This window comes from Paenibacillus amylolyticus, from assembly GCF_050990605.1.
GTDB lineage: Bacteria > Bacillota > Bacilli > Paenibacillales > Paenibacillaceae > Paenibacillus > Paenibacillus amylolyticus_H.
The window spans coordinates 2303984-2324813 of record NZ_CP158832.1 but is presented as its reverse complement, the minus strand read 5'-3'; the positions used below and the strand labels follow the sequence as shown (position 1 = coordinate 2324813).

The window sequence follows — 20830 nt, the reverse complement described above, 5'->3', positions numbered from 1 at the left end:
TGTTCATCTACAAAACAACCCGGCTGTAAGTTCCGCTTGTCCTTTTAGACAAAAGAATGACGGATAACAGCCAGGTTGGTTTTGAAAACATGTACGATAATTAACGACGCAATCCGAGTTTTTCGATCAGTGCGCTGTAACGTTTAACATCTTTGTTTTTCACGTAAGCCAAAAGCTTACGACGTTGACCTACCATTTTCAAAAGTCCACGACGTGAGTGGTGGTCTTTCTTATGCGTACGCAAGTGGTCTGTCAAACTTCTGATGTTTTCCGTAAGGATAGCAACTTGCACCTCTGGAGATCCTGTATCGGACTCGTGAGTTTTGTGCTCGTCGATCAGTTGTTGTTTACGTTCTTGAGTCAATGCCATCCTGTTCACCTCCTTCAATATAATCGCCATTAGCCTCGTCACCGCCGGTGAGAGCAAGCAACCAAGCCAAGGTTAATGTTGTCTCAATCGACAACGTAGTACAGTATATCATAATTGCCTAGTTAAAGTAAATGTAAACATGCATTTAAACCTGAACCTTTAAGATAACAGGCGGCCGGCTGTTAATGCATCTTCACGAATCTGGCTAATCAATGCATCAATGGAGTCAAACTTTCGTTCTGCACGAATATAGTGAACGAGCTCAACCTTTAGTTCCTGGTCATACAAGTGTCCATCAAAATCAAGCAGGTGCACTTCAAACGTAGGTTTCATCCCGCTTTCATGAAACGTAGGTTTCACACCAAGATTCATGACGCCATGCAGTTCCTGTTCGCCATACTGCACACGAACAGCGTAAACACCCTTCGACGGGGTAACGTAATGATCCGTGAGTTCAAGGTTGGCCGTAGGAAATCCAATGGTTCGTCCACGCTTCTCCCCGTGAATGACAGTCCCTCTGATGCTGTAAGGTCGGCCAAGCCACTGACTGGCCTCATCCATCTCCCCACGCTTCAACAGGCCACGAATGAGAGAACTGCTCACTTTTTCACCGTTTAACAAAAACGGAGGAACGGTTTCCACCGTCATCTCTCCTTCTCCCAAAGTACGAAGAAGTTGTTCATCCCCTGCACCTTTATGACCAAAACGGAAGTCAAAACCCACCACCGCTGTTCGTGTCTGAAGAGGAATCAACAAGTCGTGTACGAATTGTTGCGGCGTGAGCCGTGAGAAATCTTCATTGAACTCCACCACATAGAGTACATCAACGCCCATTCCTGCCAAGATGTCTTCTTTATCTCTCAAGGGAGTTAAATAACCCTCGTAATCCCCTTTGCGCATAACTTCCTTCGGATGTGGATGAAAGGTCATGACCGCTGCCTGCATGCCCGTTTCCCGTGCAATGCGGACAGCTGATAAAATGACACTTGCATGTCCGAGATGCAGTCCGTCGAATTGACCAATAGCAAGCACTTGGGGCAGTGTGCTCAGCTCAGTCGAATGTAACGTCTGCGGATAGGTTAGCATTACGGTTTTCACAATCATTCACCTGCATTTCACTAGATAGGCCAAGCTTGAGCATCACCACAACTCCAAGCCCGAAACCTCTTTATTCCGGCAAAAAGACTTTAACTGCCCTCACCGTTGGTTTTAATTCATCCCGTTCAAATATCCCCAGAAACGTACCATCCTGAGCATACAACCGCAATAAACCAGGTTGCTCTACAGGCGGTTCCAGAAGACGTGCAGACAGTTTCTGACCTTGAAGTGCTCCTTTGGTCTGCTCTTCTCCAACCTTGTGGGCCGGAATTGAAGCAATAGCCTCGTCAACAGGAATCAGCGCCTCCGCCAAAGTCCCGTCAGCCATAAGTTGTTCCACTTCTTCAATACGAAGACAACGATCTGCAGAGATACCTGCCGATATCGTACGCTCCAGTTGAACCATGGTCGATGGATATCCGAGTTGCCTGCCAATGTCTACACACAATGTCCGAATATAGGTACCTTTTGAGCACAAGGCCCGGAAGGATATATCGGTGGTCTCACCCTGAGTCTCAATCCCAGTAAGCTCAAGCTCATAGATTGTGACCTCACGGCTCTTACGCTCTACCGTTTTCCCTTCACGAGCAAGCTCATAAAGACGTTTGCCGTCTACCTTTACCGCAGAATACATGGGTGGCACCTGTGAGATCCTGCCCAGGAACTGCTCAAGCACCTGTTGAACCTGTTCCTGCGTTACTTTCACAGTTGTTTCAGCCCGTTCAATAACTTCCCCTGTCATATCCTCTGTGTCAGTAGACAGTCCCAATCTGAGCGTAGCCAGATATTCCTTCGGAAGCTCCTGCATGTACTCCACCACACGTGTCGCCCGTCCAAGACAGAGCGGCAGAACGCCTGTAACTTGTGGGTCAAGTGTGCCCGTATGCCCAATGCGCTTCATTTTGAGAATGCGACGCATTTTGGCTACAACATCATGAGAAGTAAATCCCGCCGGTTTATATACCGGAAGTACACCTTCAAATGGCTTTACCATTGTAAATTCACCTGCTTCAGTACTTTTGCAACAATATCATCAAGTCTGCCTGCCAGACGACATCCGGCTGCGAGCACATGCCCGCCTCCGCCAAAGGTCTGTGCTAGTGCAGCAACATCAATCTTGCCAGCTGAACGCAAAGAAACCTTGACTGCATTCTCGTTGATGACTTTGAAAAAGATACCAACCTCCACGCCCTGAATGTTTCGCGGATAGTTCACTACCCCTTCAAGGTCTTCATTAGCTGCTCCGCAAGCCACCATATCATCTGGTGTAATAACAACCCAGGCTATCTTTCCATCATCTGTCATCTGCAGGCTTGACAGGGCTTGATTCAAAATCCGAACCTGGGGAAGAGTCACCTGCTCTAACAACGTCTGGGCGAGATAGGGTCCATCCACACCATGTTCAAGCAGTCTGGATGCCGTTGTCATTACATTAGGACTGGTGTTGGCATAGCGGAACCCACCTGTATCCGTAAGTAATCCTGTATAAACTGCCGTCGCAACATCTTTATCCCATGTTATTTGGAACAGGTTAAGAAAATCAAACAAAATTTCAGCCGTTGCAGCAGCATCTGACTTAATGATGTTGACTGTACCATAACCGTCATTCGTAGGGTGATGATCGATATTCAGAATAACAGCATCTTCTTCGAAATAATGACGTGTCAAACCTACTCTGGCAAAGTCTGCACAATCCACACAGATAACCGCTTTATATTTTCGCTGCGGTGGTTGTTCGGTCATGTTCACAATGTTGCCTGCTTCCCACAAAAATTGCATGCGCCCGGGGATTTCGCCTTCATTAATCATCGTGAATGTCTTACCCAGACATGACAGCAGCCAGCCCACCGTTACCGTCGAGCTGACTGCGTCACCGTCCGGCTGTACATGCGACACGACCAGGTAATCATCATGCTCCAGCAGAAATTGCTTTCCGGCCTGGAGCGCCTGTTCATAAGTGTGCATTGCCGTCTCCTCTATTCTGTTACTGGGATTCGTTCTTTTCGGAACCAATATCGCCAAGCAGCTTCTCAATTCGGCTACCATAAGCGATGGATTCGTCAATCTTGAATATCAATTCGGGAACATGCCGGAACCGGATACGTTTGCCCAGCTCGGAACGCAAAAATCCATTTGCTTTTGCCAGAGCTTTGAGCGTGTTATCTTTTTGTTCCTGTTCACCGAAGACACTCAGATAAACTTTGGCTTGCGACAAGTCTCCTGTCACTTCGACTCCCGTTACCGTAATAAAGCCGATACGTGGATCTTTCAGTTCAGACTGGATGAGCAGACTAATTTCTTTCTTGATCTGCTCCCCCACTCTACCTGTACGGATCTTAGCCATTGTTGTTTCACCTCATGCTTCCTTGCTTATCGTTGTACTGTCTCCATAATGAAGGCTTCGATAACGTCGCCCTCTTTGAGATCATTGTATTTATCCAGTGTGATACCGCACTCGTAACCTTGGGCTACTTCTTTGGCATCATCTTTATAACGTTTCAGGGAATCCAGCTTACCTTCGTAAAGGACAATGCCATCACGAATCAGGCGTGCTTCCGCAGAACGCGTAATTTTACCCGATGTAACCATACAACCAGCGATGGTACCCACTTTACTGATGGAGAACGTGCTCCGAACTTCAGCATGACCGATAACTTTTTCTTTGTAGATCGGATCAAGCATACCTTTCATCGCTTGTTCAATTTCTTCGATAACACTGTAGATTACACGATGCAGACGAATGTCTACTTGCTCTTGATCTGCAGTTGCTTTCGCCTGGTTATCAGGACGTACGTTGAAACCAATCACGATGGCATTGGATGCTGCCGCCAAAATGATGTCGGACTCAGTGATTGCACCAGCGCCGCTATGAATGATTTTCACGCGTACACCTTCAACTTCGATCTTCGCAAGGGAACCTTTCAATGCTTCAACCGAACCTTGTACATCACCTTTGATGATTACGTTCAGATCTTTGATCTCGCCATCTTTGATATGCTGGAACAGATCATCCAACGTTACGCGAGTATGTGTACCCAGATCGGATTCACGTTGCGTAATCGCACGTTTGTCAGCGATGGAACGCGCTTTGCGCTCATCTTCAAACACCATGAATGGATCTCCCGCACCTGGAACTTCAGTCAAACCTGTGATTTCTACAGGTGTTGAAGGTCCAGCCTCTTTCAGACGACGACCTTTGTCATTGACCATCGCACGGACACGACCGAAGCAGTTACCTGCTACGAAAGCATCGCCGACTTTCAATGTACCGTGCTGTACGAGGATACGTGCAACTGGGCCACGTCCTTTATCGAGCTCGGCTTCAATCACTGTACCACGGGCACGTTTGTCCGGGTTCGCTTTATATTCGTTCACTTCTGCAACGAGCAGAATCATTTCAAGCAGACCTTCCAGACCCATTCTTTGTTTTGCTGATACGTTAACAAAGATGGTATCTCCGCCCCACTCTTCCGGAACGAGTTCATAGTTAGTCAATTCTTGTTTTACTTTATCCGGATCAGCGCCGGGTTTGTCAATTTTATTGACAGCAACAATAATTGGAAGCCCCGCAGCTTTGGCATGGTTGATTGCCTCAACCGTTTGTGGCATAACACCGTCATCGGCAGCTACGACAATAATTGTAATATCCGTAACCTGTGCTCCACGTGCACGCATCGCTGTAAACGCTTCATGACCCGGAGTATCCAGGAACGTAATTTTTTTGTTGTTGATTTCGACTTGGTATGCACCAATATGTTGCGTGATTCCGCCTGCTTCGCCGCCTGTTACATTCGTGGAACGAATGGCATCCAGCAAAGTTGTTTTACCATGGTCAACGTGACCCATGATTGTAACTACTGGAGGACGAGCTTGCAAGTCAGCAGCATCATCATTTTCTTCCAGTGTTTCGAAACGGTCATCTTCAAGCACAATCTTCACTTCAACCTCAACACCGAATTCCCCTGAAAGCAGAAGGATCGTTTCGATATCAAGCTCTTGGTTGATTGTTGCCATAACGCCCATAGCGATGAGCTTTTTGATAACTTCGGAAGCATCCTTATGGAGCAACTTCGCTGTTTCACCAACGGTCATATCACCACGAACGATGATTTTCTTAGGTGTGTTATCAATTTTCTCACGTTGTTGGTACTGTTGTTGATTTCTGTTGCGGTTGTTCTTGCCACCACGGTTACCACGGAAGTTGCCACCACGATTGTCATCATAACGACGTCCACCGCCACCGCTATTCGAACGGTTGCCACTATTGTTGTTGTTGCCTGTAGTGCCACCTGGGCCGCTTCTACGTTGGCCTTGTCCTTGGCTCTGACCTTGGCCACCGCTACGATTGCCAGCAGTACCGGTATTACCACCGCTGTTAGGTCCTGAAGTTCTTACTTGACCGCCACCGCTGTTATTCGGACGTTGACCCGATCCTTGCGGACGGGATGCAGTACTGCTTTGTCCACCTTGAGCTGGTCTTGGACGGTTCGTTGATTGTCCTCCTTGGCTTGAGCCTTGGGAAGAGTTCGTTCTGTTGCGGCTGTCTTGGCCGCTGGGTCTTTGGGTGCCATTGTTATTGTTGGAATTTGGTCTATTGTTCATACCTACCTGCTTTTCCTGTTGTATTTTTGTTTGTACGGGACTACCGGATGGGTTACTGCTCTTCGGCGTGTTCACTCCGCCGGCCGGCTTGTTGCTGTCCACTGGTTTGTCACTGCGCACTGCCGAAGTAGCAACTGGTTTTGCATCGTTGCCTTGTTTCGAAGCAGCAGTGGATTTTATATCTTTAAAAAATTGTTCCACCTTACCGACTGAACCATTCTCCATGACACTCATATGATTGTTTACGGGAATTTCCAGCTTTTTAAGAATGGTTATAATTTCTTTGCTACTCATATTAAGGGACTTCGCATATTCATAAACTCGCAATTTATCCTTGTTTTCCTGTTTACTCAATATACTCCACCTCCGACATTATACCGACTTGCTTGGAGATCATTTTTGCAAACCCTCGATCCGTTACTGCAAGAACAACACGCGTGTCTTTACCGATACTTGAACCCAGACTATCCCGGTCAAATCCGATCAACAGAGGAACTTTATAAGTTCCGCATTTATCGCGAAATTTCTTTTGTGTATTGGCTGAGGCGTCACCCGCAACAATAACCATTTTAGCTTCGGAAGAACGGATCGCTTTAAGTACAATTTCTTCACCTGTTACAAGTTTACCTGCACGCATAGAGAGTCCCAGATAAGACAGCGTTTTAATATTAGTCATGTTCACGCTCCTGTGCTGCTATGAATTCATCCTCAACCGCAATGAAGTCAGCTGCTAGTTGCTCGTAAATTTCAGGTGAGACTTTGCCTTTTAATGCCCGATCCAAAGCCCGGTTTTTGAGTGCGAGCTTAAAACAGGACTCTTTGCCGCATAAATAGGCACCACGTCCGGATTTTTTGCCAGTCAAATCGATCAGCACTTCATCCTCTGGCGTTTTAACAATGCGAATCAGCTGCTTTTTGGGCATCATTTCCTGGCATGCCACACATTTGCGCAGCGGCACTTTTTTTGGTTTCATACGTCAGCGCCCCCCGTACTTTACTTTAGTCGACGGAGACGGAATCCTGATGCATTTCAGAAGAAGAATCTTTTTCTCTGCCGAATTCCTGTTCCGCCTGGCTCTCGCTCTTAATGTCGATTTTCCAGCCAGTTAATTTGGCTGCCAATCTGGCATTTTGGCCTTTGATACCAATTGCGAGCGACAGTTGATAGTCCGGAACGATAACCCGAGCCATCTTTTCTTCCTCAAATACATGAACTTCCAACACTTTGGAAGGACTCAGTGCATTGGCAACATATTCGTCTACCTGATCGGAGAAACGAACGATGTCGATTTTTTCACCGCGCAGCTCACCCACAATGGTCTGCACGCGCATTCCCTTAGGACCCACACAAGATCCAACTGGATCAACTTCGTCATTGCGGGAATGAACGGCAATCTTGGAGCGGAACCCTGCTTCGCGAGCGACGGAGCGAATTTCAACTACACCGTCAAAGATCTCAGGCACTTCCAGTTCAAAGAGACGTTTCAAGAGGCCCGGATGGGTACGGGACAAAATGATTTGCGGCCCTTTCGTCGTATTCTCGACCTTGGTGATATACGCTTTAATACGGTCACCATGAACAAACTTCTCGTTCGGCATCAATTCGGTCAGCGGTAAAGCCGCTTCGATTTTGCCCAGATCGATGTAGATATTGCGCAAATCCTGACGCTGCACCACTCCCGTAACGATATCTTCTTCCTTATCAACGAAAGCGTTGTAGATCAGGCCGCGTTCGGCTTCACGAATCCGCTGGGTCACTACCTGTTTGGCAGTTTGTGCGGCGATACGTCCGAAATCACGCGGCGTAACTTCAATCTCCGCAATATCTTCCAGCTGGAAGTGTGGGTTGATTTCTCGTGCAGCAGGCAATGAAATTTCGGTACGTGAATCCAGGACTTCTTCCACGATCAATTTACGGGCATACACCCGAATAACTCCCGTATTACGGTTCATGTCAACACGCACATTCTGGGCTGTGTTGAAATTCCGCTTGTAGCTGGAAATTAGTGCAGCCTCGATCGCTTCAAACAGCACATCCTTGCTGATCCCTTTTTCCCGTTCCAATTCATTCATTGCTTCAATAAAATCCATACTCATGAATGTTGATCCCCCTTTCAAACATGGCATCTCATACGTAAAACGGCGAAAGGCTCTGAACTCATGAGCACCTTGCCGTTATCGTGAGATGTGTCTTTTTCATTAATAAAGTGAACAAGGCACTTAAAACAAAATAGCTAGGCGCGCACTGGCAACCTTATCATAAGTGATGGCATGCTGTTTTTTGCCTGCTTCGATCACGAGTTCCCCGTCATCAAAGGAAAGCAGCTTGCCTTCAAATTCCTTCAATCCGTTCACCGGTTCGTAGGTTGTAACAAAAACATTTTTGCCTACAGCTTTGGTAACGTCCTCAGGTTTTTTCAGTGGACGCTCCGCACCGGGAGAAGACACTTCAAGGAAATAGATGGTTGGAATCGGATCGTTCTCATCCAGCTTGGCGCTCAGCTTTTCGCTGATCAAGACGCAATCGTCGATGTCGATGCCACCCTCTTTGTCGACATACACCCGTAAAAACCAGTTGCTGCCTTCTTTGACGTATTCGATGTCAACCAGCTCGAAGCCTTGTTCGTTCAAGTAGGGTTGGATCATTTCTTCCACGGTAGATTTAATGTTCGTTGTGCTCAAAACCAATAACCTCCAACTTAGGTTACACCAGCAAAAAAGCACTGGCAGATTATTCAATACCCAAGATTCTTGTATACCAAAGACTAAAGAGTGGGTTTCCCCACTCTTTAGAAATTCGTACTATCTCGTTCACTTCAAAAATTATAACATAGTCTGGTAATAGTGACAAGTAAGCGATGGTTCAGGCAGTTTACTTACTAATGAAGGAAAAATTACGTTCCCCCCATTAATCACCATTCCAATATCCAATTTCAATCCTAGAAGAGAGAAAGCTGGTTGCTCTCTGGCAAGCCACGGAAACATCCCATATTCGACAGCAGTTCAACAATGGTCTTACTTGCTTTGGACTTCTGCTGGAAGTCCTCAACCGATAGAAACTCGCCATGGTCTCTTGCTGCAGCAATATTGCGAGCAGCATTATCCCCGATTCCTGCCAACGCCGAAAATGGAGGGATCAATGATTTTCCGTCAACGATGAACTTTGTCGCTTCCGAACGGTATAAGTCAATGGATTTCAGCGAGAATCCGCGTGCTGCCATTTCCAGACCCATTTCCAGAACAGGCAGCATGTTTTTCTCTTTTGGAGGTGCCTGAAAACCTAATTGCTCAATCTCCGTAATTTTCCGGTAGATCGCGTCATACCCCTGACACATCAGTTCAATATCAATCTCATCCGCCCGAACGGTAAAGTAAGTTGCGTAATATTCAATCGGATGATATAGCTTGAAGAACGCCGTACGTACTGCGGAAATAACATAAGCGGCCGCGTGAGCCTTCGGGAACATGTACTGGATTTTGAGACACGAATCAATGTACCATTGAGGCACTTTACAATTCTTCATCTCGTCAATCCATTCCTGTGGCAAACCACGTCCCTTACGAACGCTCTCCGTGATTTTAAAGGCCAGACTGGCGTCCATTCCCGTTTTATAGATCAGGAATAACATGATGTCATCCCGACAACCGATTACGGTCTTAATGTTGCACGTTCCGTTCTTAATCAGATCCTGAGCGTTTCCGAGCCACACCCCTGTACCATGGGACAATCCGGAAATCTGCAGTAAATCGGCAAAAGACGTCGGTTGGGATTCAACAAGCATCTGACGTACAAACTTCGTTCCCATCTCCGGCACGCCAAACGTCGCGACTGGCGACCTAATCTGTTCCGGTGTAACACCCAGAGCTTCGGTTGAGTTGAACATGCTCATGACTTTGGGATCATTCATCGGAATGGTCGTTGGGTCGACCCCTGTCAGATCCTGCAACATCCGCATCATCGTCGGATCATCGTGCCCCAGAATATCAAGTTTCAACAAATTTTCTTCAAAAGCATGATAATCAAAGTGTGTTGTTTTCCACTCCGCATTGACGTCGTCAGCCGGAAACTGAACAGGTGTAACGTCTTCGACCTCAATATAATCAGGTACCACGACAATACCGCCGGGGTGTTGTCCAGTACTCCGTTTCACCCCAGTACAGCCAGAGGCCAAACGATTCAATTCAGCTCCGCGCCATTTCTTGTGATGTTCTTCCTCATACTTCTTGGCAAAACCAAATGCTGTTTTCTCAGCCACCGTACCAATGGTCCCTGCACGGAAAACACTCTTCTCACTAAATAGTACTTTCGTATAATTATGAGCATGAGGCTGATAATCACCAGAGAAGTTCAAATCAATATCGGGAACTTTATCTCCTTTAAATCCAAGGAAGGTCTCAAATGGAATATCCTGGCCTTCTCCTTTAAGTGTGCCACCACAGTTCGGACACTCTTTCTCTGGAAGGTCAAATCCACTTCGTACACTGCCGTCCAGGAACCACTCGCTGTGTTTGCATTCCGAATTCACACAAATATAATGAGCTGGTAGCGGATTAACCTCGGATATACCCAGGAATGTAGCAACGACAGAGGAGCCTACCGATCCCCGCGAACCTACGAGATAACCATCCTGATTTGATTTTTTAACCAGGCGTTCCGAGATCAGATAGTTGGCAGAAAAACCATATTTAATAATTGGAATGAGTTCTTTCTCCAGTCGTGCCACGATTACTTCTGGTAATTCTTCGCCATAGATGGACTTGGCAGTGTTATAGCAGGTATTACGAATTTCTTCGTCCGCACCCTCCAGAATCGGAGTAAACAGTTTGTCCGGGAATAACTTAATTTCCTCAAATCGATCAGACAACTCCACCGTATTAGTAACAACAACCTCGTATGCTTTGTCCTGACCGAGGAACTGGAACTCTTCCAGCATTTCCTCTGTCGTTCTAAAATGTGCATCCGGTTTACGTTGATCTTTCAGTGGACTAAATCCTGTAATTCCGTGAATGGTGATATCCCGATATAACTTGTCACGAGGCTCCAAATAATGCACATTACCTGTGGCTATGACCGGTTTGTTAAGCTTTGCACCTATATCGATAACTTTACGGATCGCTGTTTTGATCTCTTCGGGTGTAGCTACCAGACCTTTATCCACCAAATGCATATACATGGTAAGTGGTTGGATCTCCAGTATGTCATAGAATTCGGCGATCTCTTCGGCTTCTTCAAGTGATTTGTTAAGTACCGCTTCGAAAAACTCCCCTTTTTCACAGCCCGATATCACAACAAGGCCTTCACGCAAATTAATCAGTTTTGATTTGGGAATGCAAGGTACACGCTTGAAATGTTCCGTATGAGAGAGAGATACCAGCTTATATAGATTTTTCTTACCGACATCATTCAATGCATAGATTCCACAATGGAAAGGTCTTGTATTCGACAAGTCGACACCTACATAATCATTCAAACGATCGAGCCTCGTTAAACCTTTCATCTGTGCAGCATCATTTAGCAGTCCAATCAGGATACCCGCGAGTGCAACAGTATCATCAATGGCACGGTGGTGGCTTTCGAGTCCAACCTTATATTTATCCGCCATCGTATTCAGACGGTGGTTTTTATTTTTCGGAAATAACAATCTCGCCAGTTCCAATGTGTCAAGGACCGGGTTAGGAAGCTCTGGCAATCCAATTTGCTTTAGGGAAGCCTGGATAAAGCCCATGTCAAAACGTGCATTATGCGCAACAAGCACACCATCACCAGCAAACTGCACAAAATCACGGATAACAGGCTCCAGCTCAGGTGCGTCTTTTACCATATCATCATTGATATTAGTCAACTGCTGAATGTTGTAGGGAATGCGTTCATGCGGATTCACAAAAGTTGCAAACCGGTCGATTTCTTTGCCATCTTGCATCTTCACGGCAGCAATCTCAATAATTTTGTTCTGCGTTACCGAAAGACCTGTGGTCTCGATATCAAATACGATGTATGTCGCGGTTTGCAGATCCAAAGGCTGCGGAGCCATTACAACGGCAACAGAGTCATTTACGACATTGGCCTCAAGGCCGTAGATCATTTTAATCCCATTTTTCTTAGCAGCCTTGGAAGCCTCTGGATATACCTGCACCCCACCATGATCACTGACAGCAATCGCCTTATGTCCCCACTCCGCTGCCATTTTCACGTATTTGTCAATTGAAGTTACAGCATCCATGGTACTCATCGTAGAGTGCAAATGGAACTCCACCCGTTTCTCTGGTGCATTATCTTTGCGAGACGGCGGTGCTTTGACTTCAATCAGATCCGATGGAATCATCGCCAGTTCAGGAATTTGCATAAACCGGTCATACTCTACACGACCACGCACTTTTACCCACTTACCGTTAGCCAGCAAACTGAGAATTTTAACATCCTCTTTTGTTTTGGCAAACATCTTCATTTGCATGGAATCTGTAAAGTCAGTCAAATAGAAGGTAAACAAGGTATTCCCGTTTCGCAGTTCCTTACGATCCAGACCAAACACCGTACCTTGAAGCGTGACCTTTTTCTCTTCATCCTGGATTTCCTGCATAGGCACTGCCGGCTCCTTGATATCGTAACCCATCTGCAAACGCAGATCCCCCTGCTCCTCATCCACCGGGATTTCTGTATCCACTTCACTCATCATCTTTTCGATGACCTCAAGTTCCTCCACACGCTTTTGGGCCTGGAACTGTTCCATGGCCTCTTTATTGCTTCCCACTTCGCCTACTTGCATCTTAATGCGGAGCGGTAGATGAAAGTATTTTTCATAGAACGTCTTAATGGCCTGATCAATCTGTTTCTTACGAGCCAATTCCATTGACGTTGCATCACTCATTGTCAGTTGCAGGAGATCTGCTTCACATTCAAACGTAGTCCGGTTCATCCAACCATTCACGGATGGAATCTCACGTGTAACCCACTCCCGAAACAAATTCCAATATTCACTAACGATATCGCCATTCTGTACCTTGTCCGTATATTTAAAGCCAAATGAAATTTTGGCGATATGATTCATCTTCTCTTGAATATGCAGACAAAATGTGCGATAGATTGGAGCAGGTACCAATGTATCCTTTGCAATCAGAATATTCCATTCCCGATTACTTCGATTGGTCTCTACTTGTTCAATCCATCCATCCAAAAAATAGGGCTCTAACAGACCAGACGGTAGCTCTGCCTGTTTCATCAACAACTCAAACCGCTTTCTCTTCTCCTCGAATCCGCTCATCGTGTTCCTCCTTGTACCCCCTTTAAAGCATGAAAAGCCCCTGCATTCAAAAATGTCACCGATCCGAACTCGCACCGACTCATTTTATCCGACAGAAGCTCCCATTCATTACTCTTACAGTCCGTACGTGCCATTATATAAATTGAACAAAAAGATATTTACACTTACCACTCCGATAACAGAACAACCTTCTCATCGCTGTTATCCCCAGATTTTTTGATTCCCTTTTACTAAAGAGAAAAATCTGGAGATAAAGGCGAACGCTTTGCTTCTTCAGGTTATTTCTGTTCTCTACGTTCTCATGTAAATGTTTAGTTCAATATATATAGTCAGGTTATCCTGACTTAATACGCTCTTGCAAACACAACCGTGTGTTCTGCCTTTTCACCACAAGCCAGGCACGTATGCTTTTCTTCCGCAGGCTGGAACGGAATGTTCCGGCTTGTTGCACCAGTGACTTCTCTTACTTTATCTTCGCAAGCTTCTGAACCGCACCATCCAGCCAGTGTAAACCCGCGTTTATTTTCCATCAGTTCTTTCATCTCATCGAGTGTATCCACGGAGTAGAAGTTATCCGACATAAATGTGCGAGCACGTTCCAGCATATCTACCTGAATCTGTGTCAGCATAGCCTGAATCTCTTCTACCAGGTTCGCTTGTTCAACTACTTTCTTCTCACCTGTGATCCGTGATACGAGTACACAAACGCCATTTTCCATATCACGTGGACCAATCTCCAGACGAATCGGAACACCGCGCATCTCGTATTCATTGAACTTCCAACCTGGGCGAACATCGCTGCGGTCATCCATTTTCACACGGACTCCAGCTTTTTTCAACTCAGTGAACAACTCATCTGCACGTCCAACCACAGCGTCACGCGTTTTAGGAGGTCCAATTGGAATCATGACCACTTGTGTTGGTGCGACTTTAGGAGGAAGTACGAGACCACGGTCATCTCCGTGAACCATAATTAATGCACCAATCAAACGTGTGCTTACTCCCCATGAAGTAGTGTAAGCCAGCTCCAGCACATTGTTCCGGCTAAGATATTGGATTTCAAATGCTTTTGCAAAGTTCGTCCCCATATAGTGAGATGTACCTGCTTGTACAGCACGTCCATCCTTCATCATGGCTTCGATTGAGTACGTATCCACCGCACCCGCAAACTTCTCGGATTTGGTTTTCTGACCCACAATCACAGGAATAGCCAGGTACTCCTCAACTACTTCACGATAAATCTCAAGCATTTTCATCGTTTCTTCACGAGCCTCTTCTTCGGTCTCATGCGCAGTATGACCTTCCTGCCACAGGAATTCACTTGTGCGAAGGAAAGGCAACGTTCTTTTTTCCCAACGAACTACGTTAGCCCACTGGTTGATCAGTACCGGAAGATCCCGATAAGACTGAATCCACTTGGAGTACATGTGACCGATAATCGTTTCGGATGTAGGACGAATTGCCAGACGCTCTTCCAGCTTCTCTCCGCCAGCTTCCGTAACCCATGGTAATTCAGGGTTAAAACCTTCCACGTGCTCCTTTTCTTTTTGAAAGAAGCTCTCAGGAATGAACATCGGGAAATACGCATTGCGATGTCCCGTTTCCCGGAAACGACGATCCAACTCATCCTTAATATGTTCCCAGATTTCAAATCCGTCTGGCTTGAACACAATACAACCACGTACGGGTGCATAGTCCATAAGATCAGCTTTTTTGATAACATCAATATACCAGCGTGAGAAATCTTCACCCTGTGGTGTGATTTCAGTCACGAACTGTTTATCATTTTCCTTTGACATAAGACTCCAGCGTCCTCCCATAACGACTATACTCTGAACGAAATGTTCAGAGCGTAGTCCAACCGTAATTATCCGTTAATTAAACGTAAAATATCATTGTAAGTTACTGCCAACATCAACACAAACAACATCGCAAATCCGATGAAATGCACCATGCCTTCGCGATTGGGATCAACAGGTCTGCCGCGTAGTGCTTCAATCCCCAAAAATACAAGTCGGCTGCCGTCCAGTGCAGGTATTGGTAGCAAGTTGAAAATTCCAAGATACAGACTCAAAATCGCTGCCCATCTTGTTAACTGCTCAATCCCTTGTTTAGCAATCTGCCCTGTCACTTCAAACGTACGAACTGGACCACCAATATCATCCATGTTGAATTGATTGATCAAGTGTTTAAAACCTTCAAATATCACTTTGGTTGTATCAACCATGGCCACGCCTGAGACTTTAAATGTCTCCACAAATCCGACAGATCGGGTTGGCAACGTAGGTACGATTCCCACTTTACCGCCCTCTTGTCCTTCTACAGCACGTGGAGTAATCGTTATATTAAACGTATCCGAACCCCGGCGCAGCGTCCATTCCATCGGCTTGTCTTTGGAATCAGCAATCATCGATACCATTTTTTGAGAATCTGTACCAATAACAGTACCATTGATGGTCTCGATAATATCGCCCTTTTGCAGGTTCGCCTGATCGGCTGCCCCACCTTCAAGCACTTCACCAATTTCAAGATTCTTCGGGTTTTCCACCGGAACTCCTGCCATTTGCGCATATACAGCAAACAGCACAAAGGCCAAGATAAAGTTCATCAGAGGTCCCGCAAAAATAGCCAATGCACGCTGTCCAACGGTTTTGCTGCCAAATTGACGATCTTTCGGTGCAATCTGCGTTTGTTTACCCCGACTCACCAACATCGCTTGGGGATGAATTCGGTACTCCTGAATTTCACCATCTACGTCCAGTTGCAGTTTCAGGGCATGCTCCATATCAATGGAGATAACTTCACCACGTATTACATTTTTACGGTTATCCAGCTGGTCCAGATAAATCATCTTCACCTGGTCATCCGCTGATCTTACCGCGATGGTCTGACCTTCCTGGATCTCTACCAGTTCCGGATCTTCCCCTGCCATCCGTGCATATCCACCAAAAGGCAACAAACGCAATGTAAACTGGGTCTCGTTTCTTTTATATGAGAACAATTTGGGACCAAAACCGATCGCAAACTCCCGTACAAGAATACCGGCGCGTTTGGCAAAATAATAATGCCCCCATTCATGAACCGTCACGATGACAAAGAACATGAGCACCGTTAGAAATACCACTTGTATGGTTTCCAATCCCTATCCATCCTCCTTCACGGCACATACCGCAGTCTGTCCCTCTAGATTATCATTATTCTCTGATGCCGCACAAGAGAATCACTTCTTCCAATTTGTTATGAAAAAAGAGATTACAGACTGGACGCAAGCTTACGGCTCTCCTGATCACAACGCGCTATCTCCTGTAGATCAGGCTCGTCCACATTGTGGTGTGCTTCTAGCACAGAAGCAATAATATCTTCTATTTTAAGGAATGAAATCTCTTTACGCAAGAAACGGGCTACAGCAACCTCGTTGGCTGCATTAAACGCCGTTGTTGCGGTTCCTCCCATTTTACCACACTCATACGCCATTCTTAAACACGGGAACCGTTCCATATCCATCTCACGGAAATGTAATTTCCCAGCTTGAGCAAGAGACAGACGCTGTGCCGGTGATGACAAGCGGTCAGGGTAAGTCAGTGCATATTGAATGGGAACTCTCATATCCGGATTCCCCAGTTGAGCGATGATGCTGGTGTCATCAAATTCGACATAGGAATGAATAACACTCTCTGGGTGAAGCAATACATTAATCTGATCATATCGAAGACCAAATAACCAATGTGCTTCAATGACCTCGAGACCTTTGTTTACCATTGTTGCCGAATCTATCGTAATTTTGGACCCCATTGACCAATTTGGATGTTTAAGCGCATCCTCAATAGTCACGCTCTTCAACTGTTCACGGGTAAGATCACGGAATGATCCACCTGAAGCTGTGAGCGTGATGCCTGTCAGGCGTTCTCTGTTTTCACCATTCAAGCATTGGTATATCGCAGAGTGCTCACTATCGATAGGCAGTAAAGAGACTCCTTTGGCAGCCGCTCTTGTAGTAACAATATGCCCCGCCGTAACCAATGTCTCTTTGTTGGCCAGACCGATCTGTTTGCCTGCGTCTATGGCAGCAAGCGTTGACTCCAATCCAACACTCCCCACTACCGCTGTAACAACCGTATGCGCATCGGTTCCTGCCGCAACTTCGACGAGTCCTTCTGTGCCATAAAACAGCTGCGTTCCTGCAGGCAAGTGTGGAGCTACCTTCTCTGCCAATTCTTTGGAACCCACCGACACCTTCTTCGGTCGGTAACGTTTGGTTTGTTCGATCAGCAGGTCTGTATTGCCTCCGGCAGCCAGTCCCTCCACTTGAAAGAGTTCTGGATGCATGTCAACTACATCCAGTGTCTGGGTTCCAATGGAACCGGTTGACCCGAGAATCGCAATTTTTTTCATGCTGCACCTCATCTTTAATTATCCAATGCCTACCTCGAACAATGCTGTTATCTCAGACTCATGTTCATCTTTAGTAGGGCAGTAGCATTAGTATATGTACGAATGGAAAAACAACAATCCAGCTGTCGCACCGATCAAGAATGCCTCCATGCCCTGGGAGAAGACTTCCTGAATCCTTGATATTATATACACGTTTGTATGCAGACTGGATCAAGTCACCCATCTGACCTACAACTGCACAGGCAATTCCGATCACAATCGCTCTCTGCCAGGAAAGCAAACCATTTGATACTAATGCAAAAATAACTGAAGTAACAATTGCAATTACGATGCCACCCAATGCACCCTCCACAGTTTTGTTTGGACTGATGGAAGGCCACAGTTTGTTTTTACCAATTAGTTTCCCTACAAAATAAGCTCCTGCATCACTGGCCCATATGGAGCCCAGCAACAGGAACGTCCAGAACAACCCATGATGCAGATGTCTGGATTCTGCAATGTAATAGAAACCGATCCCTATATACAACACACCAAGTAAAAGCATGGCTACTGTATTCACGGGAACCTTATTTTTGGTGACAACCGAAGCTGTCATCAGTACAAGCATTACTATCCAGATGACCTGAAATAAGGATAGCGGTCTTGCCTCCCAAAGCATTTCCCAAGGAAACACAATGGCAAAAACACCAGCATATCCAATCAGGGCCACACCTGAAAAAGGCATCACCCCGGTCATTTTAACAAATTCATAATAACCGATGAGAGCCATAAGCAATACCAAACCATGGTACCAGGGTCCGCCCAGCATGCAAAAACCTAAAAACAACACACCTGCTATGATTCCTGTCGTTAGTCGCTGTTTCAACGGCTTCATCCTCCATCTATTTCAAACCGCCGTAACGCCTTGTTCTGCGCTGATATTCGGCTACTGCTTCAAGCAAATGCTTTTTGCCAAATTCGGGCCAGTATATATCCGTAAACCATAATTCACTATATGCAAGCTGCCAAAGCATAAAGTTGCTTAATCTCAGCTCTCCGCTCGTCCGGATCAGCAGATCCGGATCGGGCATGTCAACCGTCAGCATATGTCTATCAATGAGTTCAGGTGTTATGTCCTCTGCCGATATTTCCCCCGATTTCACCTGCAGAGCGATCTGTTTAACACAGTTCGTCATTTCACGACGACTTCCATAGTTCATTGCAAAGTTCAAAACGAGACCTGTATTATGTTCCGTAAGACGAATGGCTTCCCGCAAGGCATTAATGGTATGAGAAGGTAAATGTTCCTCTTGACCCATCATGCGAATGCGCACATTTTTTTCTATAAGTTCATCTAGCTCTATGGCTAGAAATTCTTGCGGAAGTCGCATCAGAAAATCCACTTCTTCTTTTGGACGCGTCCAGTTTTCTGTCGAAAAAGCGTACATCGTCAGATATTTGATGCCCAGTTCATCCGCCGCGATGGTCGCACGTTTGACCGCCTTCATGCCATTTTGGTGCCCGGCTATACGCGGGAGTCCCAAACGTTTGGCCCATCGTCCATTGCCGTCCATGATGATGGCGACGTGCTGCGGGATATTGTCCTCGGATATAGTCAGCGTTTCCTGCTTGTCAGCCCCATTCCACCACGACCGAACCCGTTTGATCATTCCTGTTCCTCCAAAATCCCTGAAGTTTCTTTATCTGAAGCTTGGAAAAAGAGACAAAACCCCACCGTATTGGAGGGGCTGCGCTTGTCTTACACTTCCATAATTTCTTTTTCTTTGGCAGCGAGTACCTTGTCGACTTCAGCAATAAACTTGTCAGTCGATTTTTGGATATCGTCCTGATGTCTCCGGGACTCATCCTCGGAAATATCTGACTTCTCCATTTTCTTGATGTCATCATTCGCATCACGGCGAATGTTACGAATCGCTACTTTACCTTCTTCACCGAACTTCTTCGTCAGCTTAACAAGTTCCGCTCTACGTTCTTCCGTCAATGCCGGAATAGACAAACGGATCATGCTACCATCATTGGCTGGAGTAAGACCCAGATCCGATTTCATGATGGCACGCTCGATGTCACCCATGGCAGATTTGTCCCAAGGCTGTATCATCAGTGTACGGGAATCCGGAGTACTGATATTAGCGAGTTGATTCAATGGCGTCATTGCTCCATAATACTCTACCTGAATTCGGTCCAAAAGAGCTGGAGTTGCACGGCCTGCACGCAAAGTAGCCAGGTCACGACGCAATGCTTGAATTGCTTTTTCCATACGCTCTTCGGCATGTTGTTTAACCGCTTGTGGCATTAATCTACACTCCCTTTAACGATTGTTCCGATACGTTCACCCAGAACAACACGTTTGATGTTACCTTGTTCCGTAATGGCAAATACGATCAACGGGATGTTGTTGTCCTTACAAAGCGAGGATGCCGTTGAATCCATTACACCAAGGTCTTTGTTAAGAATATCCATGTAAGTCAACTGATCAAATTTCACAGCTGCACTGTCCTTAAACGGATCTGCTGAGTATACACCATCAACTTTATTTTTGGCCATCAAGATAACTTCTGCTTCAATCTCCGCTGCACGCAGTGCTGCTGTTGTATCCGTGGAAAAGAACGGGTTACCTGTACCTGCTGCAAAAATAACGACCCGGCCTTTCTCCAGATGGCGAATAGCTCTACGACGAATATAAGGCTCTGCGATTTGTTGCATTGCAATAGATGTCTGTACACGCGTAGGTACTTCAATCTGTTCCAAAGCATCCTGCAGTGCCAGCGAGTTCATTACTGTCGCCAGCATACCCATATAATCGGCAGTTGCACGATCGATGCCGTTTTCACTACCGGCAATCCCACGCCAGATGTTTCCGCCGCCACATACAATAGCAACCTGTACACCAAGTGCAACAACCTCTTTTACCTGTTGGGCGATCGACGAAATCGTATCTGCATCAATACCGTAGCCGTTTTGACCGGAAAGAGACTCTCCGCTGACCTTTAAGACAACACGTTTAAATACTGGCTGTTCCAATTATTCACCCTCCACTTTGAATCGAACACGCTTGGTGTTCAACCAACAAAACTTCTCGCGCATGGCCTCCTGCTTAAAAAGAAAGGAA

General features: G+C 46.1%; 18 protein-coding genes. All 18 read right to left on the bottom strand.

Annotated features, from left to right (window positions below; translation table 11 throughout):
• Positions 1 to 100: 100 nt before the first annotated feature.
• The 18 genes from rpsO to pyrH all read right to left on the bottom strand — a co-directional run bounded on the left by rpsO (position 101) and on the right by pyrH (position 20742).
• Positions 101 to 370 (bottom strand): 30S ribosomal protein S15, encoded by a 270-nt coding sequence (gene rpsO, locus ABTV53_RS10680; protein WP_056700672.1) that lies wholly within the window; start codon positions 368 to 370, stop codon positions 101 to 103.
• A gap of 159 nt (positions 371 to 529) precedes the next feature.
• On the bottom strand, positions 530 to 1468 hold the full coding sequence (locus tag ABTV53_RS10675) for a bifunctional riboflavin kinase/FAD synthetase (protein ID WP_062835982.1): 939 nt from the start codon (positions 1466 to 1468) through the stop codon (positions 530 to 532).
• A gap of 70 nt (positions 1469 to 1538) precedes the next feature.
• The gene (gene truB, locus ABTV53_RS10670; protein ID WP_433752816.1) at positions 1539 to 2462 is read right to left on the bottom strand and encodes a tRNA pseudouridine(55) synthase TruB; all 924 of its coding nucleotides are present in this window, start codon (positions 2460 to 2462) and stop codon (positions 1539 to 1541) included.
• The gene (locus tag ABTV53_RS10665) at positions 2456 to 3433 is read right to left on the bottom strand and encodes a DHH family phosphoesterase (RefSeq protein ID WP_433752815.1); all 978 of its coding nucleotides are present in this window, start codon (positions 3431 to 3433) and stop codon (positions 2456 to 2458) included. The genes truB and ABTV53_RS10665 overlap by 7 nt, the downstream gene beginning before the upstream one ends.
• A 19-nt stretch (positions 3434 to 3452) precedes the next feature.
• A complete protein-coding gene (gene rbfA / locus ABTV53_RS10660; RefSeq protein WP_433752813.1) occupies positions 3453 to 3812 on the bottom strand; it encodes a 30S ribosome-binding factor RbfA in 360 nt (119 codons plus the stop codon).
• 26 nt (positions 3813 to 3838) lie between these two features.
• Complete coding sequence (gene infB / locus ABTV53_RS10655) at positions 3839 to 6424, bottom strand: translation initiation factor IF-2 (RefSeq protein ID WP_433752811.1); 2586 nt, start codon at positions 6422 to 6424, stop codon at positions 3839 to 3841.
• Positions 6417 to 6746 carry a L7Ae/L30e/S12e/Gadd45 family ribosomal protein gene (locus ABTV53_RS10650; protein WP_017689142.1) on the bottom strand — a complete coding sequence of 110 codons (330 nt, stop codon included), beginning with the start codon at positions 6744 to 6746 and terminating at the stop codon, positions 6417 to 6419. The genes infB and ABTV53_RS10650 overlap by 8 nt, the downstream gene beginning before the upstream one ends.
• Entirely contained in the window at positions 6739 to 7044 is a 306-nt protein-coding gene (gene rnpM / locus ABTV53_RS10645; RefSeq protein ID WP_036609307.1) for an RNase P modulator RnpM, read from the bottom strand. The genes ABTV53_RS10650 and rnpM overlap by 8 nt, the downstream gene beginning before the upstream one ends.
• A gap of 25 nt (positions 7045 to 7069) precedes the next feature.
• Entirely contained in the window at positions 7070 to 8167 is a 1098-nt protein-coding gene (nusA, locus tag ABTV53_RS10640; protein ID WP_433752809.1) for a transcription termination factor NusA, read from the bottom strand.
• A 123-nt stretch (positions 8168 to 8290) separates the two neighbouring features.
• On the bottom strand, positions 8291 to 8752 hold the full coding sequence (rimP, locus tag ABTV53_RS10635; protein WP_433752807.1) for a ribosome maturation factor RimP: 462 nt from the start codon (positions 8750 to 8752) through the stop codon (positions 8291 to 8293).
• Positions 8753 to 9009: 257 nt separating this feature from the next.
• Positions 9010 to 13329, bottom strand: a complete 4320-nt coding sequence (locus ABTV53_RS10630; RefSeq protein ID WP_433752805.1) for a PolC-type DNA polymerase III — start codon at positions 13327 to 13329, stop codon at positions 9010 to 9012.
• Between the two features lie 344 nt (positions 13330 to 13673).
• On the bottom strand, positions 13674 to 15128 hold the full coding sequence (gene proS, locus ABTV53_RS10625; RefSeq protein WP_091017266.1) for a proline--tRNA ligase: 1455 nt from the start codon (positions 15126 to 15128) through the stop codon (positions 13674 to 13676).
• 68 nt (positions 15129 to 15196) lie between these two features.
• A complete protein-coding gene (gene rseP / locus ABTV53_RS10620) occupies positions 15197 to 16468 on the bottom strand; it encodes an RIP metalloprotease RseP (protein WP_433752804.1) in 1272 nt (423 codons plus the stop codon).
• A gap of 113 nt (positions 16469 to 16581) precedes the next feature.
• Entirely contained in the window at positions 16582 to 17721 is a 1140-nt protein-coding gene (locus ABTV53_RS10615; RefSeq protein WP_433752802.1) for a 1-deoxy-D-xylulose-5-phosphate reductoisomerase, read from the bottom strand.
• 70 nt (positions 17722 to 17791) lie between these two features.
• A complete protein-coding gene (locus ABTV53_RS10610; RefSeq protein WP_433752800.1) occupies positions 17792 to 18586 on the bottom strand; it encodes a phosphatidate cytidylyltransferase in 795 nt (264 codons plus the stop codon).
• 16 nt (positions 18587 to 18602) lie between these two features.
• A complete protein-coding gene (locus ABTV53_RS10605) occupies positions 18603 to 19370 on the bottom strand; it encodes an isoprenyl transferase (RefSeq protein ID WP_433752798.1) in 768 nt (255 codons plus the stop codon).
• An 89-nt stretch (positions 19371 to 19459) separates the two neighbouring features.
• Positions 19460 to 20014: a ribosome recycling factor gene (gene frr / locus ABTV53_RS10600; protein WP_433752796.1), complete on the bottom strand. Its 555-nt coding sequence runs from the start codon at positions 20012 to 20014 to the stop codon at positions 19460 to 19462.
• Positions 20014 to 20742: a UMP kinase gene (gene pyrH / locus ABTV53_RS10595; protein ID WP_433752794.1), complete on the bottom strand. Its 729-nt coding sequence runs from the start codon at positions 20740 to 20742 to the stop codon at positions 20014 to 20016. The genes frr and pyrH overlap by 1 nt, the downstream gene beginning before the upstream one ends.
• Positions 20743 to 20830 lie beyond the last annotated feature (88 nt).